At 52.6% G+C, this 8,238-nt stretch carries 7 protein-coding genes and 1 tRNA gene; all 8 read left to right on the forward strand.

Translation table 11 applies throughout. The features are described 5' to 3' along the window. The first annotated feature begins 126 nt into the window (after positions 1 to 126). A complete protein-coding gene (locus RI563_RS07520; RefSeq protein ID WP_310693770.1) occupies positions 127 to 1,065 on the forward strand; it encodes a ribose-phosphate diphosphokinase in 939 nt (312 codons plus the stop codon). Positions 1,066 to 1,162: 97 nt separating this feature from the next. Continuing rightward, complete coding sequence (locus tag RI563_RS07525) at positions 1,163 to 1,813, forward strand: 50S ribosomal protein L25/general stress protein Ctc (RefSeq protein ID WP_310693752.1); 651 nt, start codon at positions 1,163 to 1,165, stop codon at positions 1,811 to 1,813. A 48-nt stretch (positions 1,814 to 1,861) separates the two neighbouring features. Next, complete coding sequence (pth, locus tag RI563_RS07530) at positions 1,862 to 2,428, forward strand: aminoacyl-tRNA hydrolase (RefSeq protein ID WP_310693753.1); 567 nt, start codon at positions 1,862 to 1,864, stop codon at positions 2,426 to 2,428. A gap of 162 nt (positions 2,429 to 2,590) precedes the next feature. Beyond that, positions 2,591 to 3,682, forward strand: coding sequence for a redox-regulated ATPase YchF (ychF, locus tag RI563_RS07535; protein ID WP_310693754.1), 1,092 nt, complete (start codon positions 2,591 to 2,593; stop codon positions 3,680 to 3,682). 249 nt (positions 3,683 to 3,931) lie between these two features. Then, positions 3,932 to 4,008: transfer RNA gene (locus RI563_RS07540), tRNA-Met, on the forward strand. Between the two features lie 341 nt (positions 4,009 to 4,349). After that, positions 4,350 to 5,258, forward strand: coding sequence for a PhzF family phenazine biosynthesis protein (locus RI563_RS07545; protein WP_310693755.1), 909 nt, complete (start codon positions 4,350 to 4,352; stop codon positions 5,256 to 5,258). Between the two features lie 211 nt (positions 5,259 to 5,469). Next, positions 5,470 to 6,771, forward strand: coding sequence for a glycolate oxidase subunit GlcF (gene glcF, locus RI563_RS07550; protein WP_310693756.1), 1,302 nt, complete (start codon positions 5,470 to 5,472; stop codon positions 6,769 to 6,771). Between the two features lie 20 nt (positions 6,772 to 6,791). Beyond that, positions 6,792 to 7,925: a carbohydrate porin gene (locus RI563_RS07555; protein ID WP_310693757.1), complete on the forward strand. Its 1,134-nt coding sequence runs from the start codon at positions 6,792 to 6,794 to the stop codon at positions 7,923 to 7,925. Positions 7,926 to 8,238: the final 313 nt, after the last annotated feature.

The following is an 8,238-nucleotide window of genomic DNA, read 5'->3' on the forward strand; positions in this document are numbered from 1 at the left end:
GCGCCGAGTAATCCTGCCACCCCAGCCATAAATTGACGGGCCGAGCCATCCAGCGACCCAGAGAGAATGATGCTAAACAACCGACCAGAACTGGATCTCCCCGGGAACCGTGCCGCCGATCGCAGCATGATGATCTTTGCGGGGAATGCCAACCCGCAACTGGCGAAGGATATTACCGCGCGTCTGAGTCTGCCGCTGGGCAAGGCGCTGGTGGGCAAGTTCAGTGACGACGAGGTCATGGTGGAGATCATGGAAAATGTCCGCGGTAAGGACATTTTCATCGTCCAGCCGACCTGTCGCCCGTCGAACGATAACCTGATGGAACTGTGCGTCATGGTCGATGCGCTGCGCCGTTCCTCGGCCGCGCGCATTACTGCGGTGATTCCGTACTTCGGTTACGCGCGCCAGGATCGCCGGCCGCGTTCGGCGCGGGTGCCGATTACCGCCAAGGTGGTGGCCGATATGATCAGCGCCGCCGGAACCGACCGGGTACTGACCGTGGATCTGCATGCCGATCAGATCCAGGGCTTTTTCAACATCCCGGTGGACAACGTCTATGCCTCGCCGATTTTGCTGGGTGACATCTGGCGCCAGAAGTATCCGAATCTGATGGTGGTCTCGCCCGATGTGGGCGGCGTGGTTCGCGCCCGGGCGCTGGCAAAGCGACTGGATGACGCGGACCTGGCGATTATCGACAAGCGCCGGCCGCGCGCCAACGAAGCGCGGGTGATGAACATCATCGGCGATGTCCGGGATCGTACCTGCATCATCGTTGACGATCTGGTGGATACCGCCGGCACGCTGTGCAAGGCGGCCAACGCGCTCAAGGAACACGGGGCGCGCAAAGTGGTGGCGTACTGTACCCACCCGGTATTGTCCGGCCCGGCGGTGGATAACATTACCCACTCGTCACTGGATGAGCTGGTGGTGACCGATACCATTCCGTTGTCGCCCGCTGCCAGCGAGTGTAAGAATATCCGGCAGCTGAGTATCGCCGAGTTGCTGGCGGAGACCATCCGTCGTATCAGCAGTGAAGAATCGGTCAGCAGTCTGTTTGTCGACTGACGGCTGACGATCCCGCCTTTTTACCGGCGGACAACGCCGTCTCTGGTCGCGGGGACGGCATCGCGCATTTTGCGCATCATGTAACAGGAGATTCACCATGAGTGATTTTGTATTGCAAGCGGAATCCCGCAGCGATCAGGGCAAAGGTGCGAGCCGCCGCCTGCGTCGCACGGGCAGAGTACCGGCCGTGATGTACGGCGCCGGCAAGGATCCGGCGATGTTATCGCTGGATCATGACGAGCTGGTAAACCAGCTGAAGAATGAAGCGTTTTTCTCTTCCATTCTGACGGTCAAGGTCGGTAATAACGAAGACCAGGTTATTCTCAAGGATCTGCAGCGTCATCCGGGCAAGCCCTACATCCTGCATATGGATCTGTTGCGCGTTAGTGCCAACGAGGCAATTCGCGTACAGGTGCCGTTGCACTTTATGAACGAAGAGAAGTGCCCGGGTGTCAAGGAAGGCGGCGTGATTACCCATAACCTGACGGAAGTGGAAGTATCGTGTCTGCCCAAAAACCTGCCCGAGTACATCGAGCTGGACCTGGCGGAACTGGATATCGACCAGACGGTTCACATGAGCGAGCTCAAACTTCCGGAAGGCGTTGAGCTGGTGGAACTGATGCACGGTGAAGAACATGATCAACCGGTGGTTGCTATCCATATGCCGCGTGCAGCCAAGGAAGATACTGAAGAAGAGGAAGGTGGCGAAGAAGCTGAAGCCGCTGGCGGCGAAAGCGAAGAAAGCTAGTCGGCTTCTCTTGTTTACGACCTCAGGTAACCGGCGTTGTCTGCACGTGTGAAACTGATTGCGGGTCTGGGAAATCCCGGCCCCGAATATGAAGACACACCGCACAACGCCGGTTTCTGGTTTGTGGATGAGGTCGCCCGCCAGTATCACGCCGTATTCAAGTCCGAGAAAAAATTTCACGGTGAGGTCGCCAAATTCAATGTTGGCGGTCAGGATGTCTGGTTGCTCAAACCGAATACCTATATGAATCTCAGTGGTCAGGCCGTGCAGGCGCTGGCCAACTTTTTCAAGATCGATACGCAAAACATTCTGGTCGCGCATGACGATCTGGACCTGCCACCCGGTACGGCCCGTCTTAAAGAAGGCGGCGGACATGGCGGGCACAATGGCTTGCGTGACATTGTCAGCAAGATGGGCGGCAACGGTTTTCAGCGTCTGCGCATTGGCATCGGCCATCCGGGTGATAAAAACCGCGTGACCAGCCATGTGCTGAAAAAAGCGGCCAAAGACGACCGCATCGCCATCGATAACGCTATCGATGCGGCCCTCAACGTCCTGCCGGAAGTCCTCGACGGCGAACTGCCGAAAGCGATGAATGAACTTCATCGAGGCTAGAAAACCCAACAACGTGGAGTCATCTCGCATCATGTAGGAGGGGCTTTCAGCCGCGACTCGAAAGCAGGGGCACAACGGTCGCCGATGAAATCGCCTCCCACAGTTTATTTAACTCTGCGCCTCTGCGGTAAACATTTTTCAATCTAAACGGAACTGATTATCATGGGATTTAAATGCGGTATTGTCGGTCTGCCCAATGTTGGCAAGTCGACGTTGTTCAATGCGCTGACCAAGGCGGGTATTCAGGCGGAAAATTATCCGTTTTGTACCATTGAACCCAATGTGGGTGTCGTGCCGGTGCCGGATCCCCGTCTGAACAAGCTGGCGGAAATCGTCAAGCCGCAAAAAGTCCTGCCGGCGACCATGGAGTTTGTCGATATCGCAGGCCTGGTGGAAGGCGCATCCAAAGGGGAGGGACTGGGTAACCAGTTTCTGGCCAATATCCGTGAAACCGAGGCCATTGCCCACGTGGTGCGTTGTTTTGAGAACGACGATGTAGTGCATGTGGCCGGCAAGGTGGATCCGATCAGCGATATCGAGATCATCAACACCGAACTGGCGCTGGCCGACATGGACTCGGTGGAAAAGGCCATGAACCGGCTGGCCAAGGTCGCCAAGTCCGGCGACAAGGAAGCCAAAGCCAAGATGACTGTGCTCGAGAAGGTCAAGGCCGCCCTGGATGAAGGCCAGCCGGTGCGGGCGCTGGATCTGGATGTCGAGGAAAAGAAACTGATTCGCGATCTGTTCCTGCTGACCATCAAGCCAGCCATGTATATCGCCAACGTCAACGATGACGGCTTTGAAAACAATCCGCTACTGGATGAGCTGAAAGAATACGCCAGTGCCGAGGGTGCCCCGGTGGTCCCGGTCTGTGCCGCTATCGAGGCGGAGATCGCCGAACTGGACGAGACGGAGATGGCGGATTTTCTCGGCGAGATGGGCCTCGAGGAGCCGGGCCTGAATCGCGTCATCCGCGCCGGTTTTGACCTGCTGGGGTTACAGACCTATTTCACGGCGGGCGAGAAGGAAGTGCGTGCCTGGACCGTCCCGATCGGTGCCACCGCTCCGCAGGCCGCCGGCGTGATCCATACCGATTTCCAGAAAGGCTTTATCCGTGCCGAAGTCACCAGCTACGACGACTTCGTCAAATACAACGGTGAGGCCGGTGCCAAGGAAGCGGGGCGCCTGCGCCTGGAAGGCAAGGAATACATCGTCCACGACGGAGATGTGATGCATTTTCGCTTCAATGTCTAGCAACGGGAATCCGCAAATGAACGCCAATGCACGCAAATACAGAATTTATATTCGCGTTGATTGGCGTTTATTCGCGGACGGCGTTGAGGCAGGTAGTACAGCCGCCTTGAAAGTGAGTTAAGTTGTTGATATTTATCGGTAAATAGGGTTTTCCCCGAAATGGGCCGGGACCTGTCTGGCTTGACATCCCGGCCCGAAATGCCGACAATGCGCGGCTCCTGTGGGCCCGTCCGGGCCGGCAAGATATATGGCTACGTAGCTCAGCTGGTTAGAGCACATCACTCATAATGATGGGGTCCCCTGTTCGAATCAGGGCGTAGCCACCACTTTTCTGCTTTCTGATCCTGGCTGCTGCGAGCTTCAGGAGCATACTGCCCATTGGGTCAGAACACTCCGGCCCTTTGTCTGATACGTCGTTCCGGATTATTGAATCTCCCCATCGTCGCCACTCATCAGGTACCAGATGCTGACCATACCCGGCTTGTCCATTCGAGTCGCTGACGATATTCCTTTCTTTCCTGATATCAGTAACGCCTGCATACCAACCCGACTAATTTGACCGGGCCTGTGAGTAGCAGGCAAATCAGCCTGAAATACAAAGAGTTGTTATGAACAGTGCAAGGCTGTGCAGTTATCATCCATGAAGTTTTGTGCAAAGATGACGGGTATGCAAAAACAAGGGAATTTCGATATGCCACAAGATTTTTATATCGTGGATGTATTTGCCGAGCAGCCTTATTCAGGCAACCAACTCGCGGTAGTCGTCGGTGATGAGTTGCCGAATAGCGAGACCATGCAGCGAATCGCCGCGGAGACGAATTACTCTGAAACGACGTTTATCAGCCCTGGATTGAACGATAACGGAAACTATGCGGTACGGATTTTTACTCCGGCACGGGAAATCGACTTCGCCGGACACCCTGTTCTGGGAACTGCCTGGGTACTGAAACACTATGTTATGAAAAATACTGCAATAGAAGTGCCTCTTGAGCTGTCAATCGGAACAGTAAAAGTTACATTTGATGTCAGCGAAACAGGTGATGAGGTTGCCTGGTTCCGGGCCCCATCCATGTCACTTGGTAAGTCAGCTGACCTCGAACTAATGGCAATGGCGCTTGGTCTGGCTCCACAGGATATTGATGATACAACGCCGATCCAGCAGGTTTCTGCCGGTACCTCGGCCATGATTGTCCCGGTGCGGGATTTTGCGGCCCTGCAGAGGGCCAGACTGAGTCTCGATGCGTACGCGCCACTGGCTGCACAGGACTTTCCACCTCTGACATATCTGTTTTGCAGCGAGACGCAAGATCCTGATAATGATGTGTGTGTGCGTTTTTTCTTTGAGGCACATGGTGTACGTGAGGATCCTGCAACGGGTAATGGGGCCGCCTTTCTCGGTGCCTATCTGCTGGAACACAGCACAGGCATTGGCGGGCAGTTTTCATTACGTATCGAGCAGGGACAGGCAGTCCAGCGCCCCTCGCGGGTCCTGCTAAAAGGAAAAAAAGAGGCTGATGCCGATATCATTTTCGTTGGTGGGCGTGTAATTCCTGTGATAGAGGGCAGGTTACTCTAGTTACTGATTTCCTAATACTTGTTTATATACCTGAGATCATTGCCGATTTTCGGCAACAACAATTGACCTGAGCCTCTATAACGAATCCCTATAGCCAGAATCGAAATAAAATCTTGGACTAGTTCGGTGCCCTGCGAGATAGTTTAAAACAGGTGAAATCAACTGTGGTGCGGCATGGCTGTGCCAGGTTAGCAGGATATCGGGGTGCTTGATGAAAGTCGAACTGGCTGAAGCATATCAGAATACCGAACTGGGACAGGAAGCGGAATCGTTACTGATGCCCTGTGTACAGTGCGGTCAGTGTACATTTACCTGCCCGACATTCAGGCTCACGAATGATGAATGGGACGGACCTCGAGGCCGTATTTATCTCATCAAACAGTTTCTGGAAGGCAAGGAACCGGGTCTGGACTTATTGCCGCCAGCCTATACGTTGAAAACTCTCGAGGGCCGAACTCTCGGACAAAACCTCCAACTGCATCTGGATCGCTGCCTGACCTGCCGTTCCTGCGAAACCAGTTGCCCGCAAGACGTACATTACGGGCGTTTGCTGGATATCGGTCGGGAACTGGTGGAGAAACAGGTGTCAAGACCATTCAAGGAACGCTTCATGCGACAGATGTTGCGAACTGTTGTCGCGCATCGTCGTGGTTTCAGTACGTTTCTGAAACTTGGGCAGCTATTTCGACGGATCCTGCCTGACGAATTGCGGAGTATGGTCCCAGTGCGGCGTAAAGCAGGTGTCTGGCCAGGGCAGGATCGCCCTCGCAAGATGCTGATTTGGCAGGGGTGTGTGCAGCCGGATCTGGCGCCGGATATTAATGCAGCCGCAGCACGTGTGCTGGACAGGTTTGGTATTGAGTTGATACCGACTGCAGAGGGCTGTTGCGGTGCTCTGAGTCAACACATGGCTGAAACAGAAGAAGCGCGAGATTTCATGCGCAAAAATATTGATGCGATATGGCCATATATTGAACAGGGGGCCGAAGCAATCGTTCTGACTGCCAGCGGTTGCGGTATGCAATTCAGGGAATATGGTGAATTGTTAAAAGATGACCCTCAATATGGTGAGAAAGCCCGTCGGATTTCCGCGCTGACACGGGATATCGCCGAGATTGTCGGTGAAGAATGGAGCCGGCAGTCATCAACCAGCCCGTCCGATCAAAGTAATACTAATAAGACGCGACGAAGAATCGCCTTTCAATCATCGTGTAGCCTGCAGCATGGCGAAAAGTTGAACGGGGTTACTGAGAAACTGTTAAAACAGGCCGGGTTTAAACTGGTGCCGGTTGCCTACCCATTTATGTGCTGTGGTGCAGCGGGTACCTACTCCATATTACAACGTGCATTTTCCAAATCCTTACGTGCCATGAAGTTGGAAAGCTTACTGGCAAGTCGCCCTGAAACTATTGCCACAGCCAATATCGGTTGTTTGACACATCTTTCCGCTGTGTCGCCTGTACCCGTTCGCCACTGGATCGAGCTGCTGGACGAAAAACTGGAAAATAATTAATAAAATCAGGATCTTGTAAGGTGTTTGTTAAAAAAACATTGGCTGTGTCAGTCCTGGTTAGTACGTTCTCCGCAAGTATCTGGGCCGATGAGCCTCAAGTCAGGCATGGTGTTATCCAGAATCAAAAACCTGGAATTGAGGTCCAGGCGGGTTCCACATTTACATTTCAGACAAGTAACGATTCACGCCTGGACGATGAAGGATTGTTATCAGTTGACTTGACGGCCGAAGTACCGGTTGGGCGTGGAAAATTACTGACCTATGTGGAAGGGAATATCAGCCCCGGGCAGGATGGAATCAGTTCATTGGCTGAGGAAGTCAATGGCGATGCAGGATCAGCTCTGGATGGTGAGGGGAAGGGGCGTCTGCAGGTATCTGAAATACACTATACACGACGAATCGGTAAAAATATTTTCACCGTTGGAATTATCGATCCGGACTGCAGGCTGGATAACAGCGAGATAGCCAATGATGAGACATCTCAGTTTCTTGGCAATGCATTTATCAATAATCCGACTATCGCTTTCCCGGATTATACCCTGGGTGGGTGCATACATATTCATCAAGATCTGGCGCCATACGGTCTAAATGTCCTTGTTACCAGCTCACATGGACTGGGTGATAATCCGGGGAGATCTTATTCGGAGTTGTTCGACGTGGGTGAGAACGGCAAGGGAGTATTTACCGGGATAGAACTGTATCGCCAAACGGCCTATGGCATCTGGCGGGCAGGAGTCTGGCAGAACACGGCTGACAATGAATATGTGGATGGGTCAGGAAAAGTTGACGACAATTCCGGTATTTACCTCGGCGGGGATTATATTCGAGGTGACTATGGCGTGAATTTGCGTCTTGGAATTGCTAATGAGGAAGTTTCAGATGCTGCCTCGTTTGCAAGTCTGGCATTTGAGAGATACCTGGGAAAGACAACTCTGGGAGTTGCAGCAGCTTATACCGGTGTATCTGGTGAGGCAGATAATACAAAAGACGATATATCGCAGTCAGAAGTTTATTACCGTTTCGGAATTAATGATTCTGTATCAATTACTCCATCTGTGCAGTGGGTAAAAAACAGTGGTTTCGATCCCAGTGACAGGACTGTGAAGAGTAATCTAATCGTGTATGGCATACGAATCAGCATGATATTTAAATAGCCTCCACATGCCTGTTGGAAAATATTCAAAGCTGATATATGCAGGGTATTCCTGCAATGCAAGTATATTATTATTTTATGATTGACATAGCATAGCCAATTCCTATAGAGCCTATCAGAATTTTGTCTTGGTAAAAAAGATGAACCTCATACATAGTCTGCTCCAGACAGTCGTAGGTGTATGTCAGTCGGGCGTTACTTGTGATCTGTTAACACGTCTGATCTGTGCGTCTGTTTGTCTTATGTTGCCAACTACATAAACTTAATGGCTATCAGAGACTGCAGGGTATATCGATGTGCGTGTATTTCAATTT

Origin of the sequence: Thiohalophilus sp. (assembly GCF_031581315.1) — a bacterium.
In the GTDB taxonomy this organism is placed as follows: Bacteria; Pseudomonadota; Gammaproteobacteria; order UBA6429; family Thiohalophilaceae; genus Thiohalophilus.

Excerpts from the sequence above, each read along its gene's own strand:
- RI563_RS07525 (WP_310693752.1), top strand. The coding sequence starts at position 1,163 with ATGAGTGATTTTGTATTGCAAGCGGAATCCCGCAGCGATCAGGGCAAA.
- ychF (WP_310693754.1), top strand. The coding sequence starts at position 2,591 with ATGGGATTTAAATGCGGTATTGTCGGTCTGCCCAATGTTGGCAAGTCG.
- RI563_RS07545 (WP_310693755.1), top strand. The coding sequence starts at position 4,350 with ATGCAAAAACAAGGGAATTTCGATATGCCACAAGATTTTTATATCGTG.
- RI563_RS07520 (WP_310693770.1), top strand. The coding sequence starts at position 127 with ATGATGATCTTTGCGGGGAATGCCAACCCGCAACTGGCGAAGGATATT.
- glcF (WP_310693756.1), top strand. The coding sequence starts at position 5,470 with ATGAAAGTCGAACTGGCTGAAGCATATCAGAATACCGAACTGGGACAG.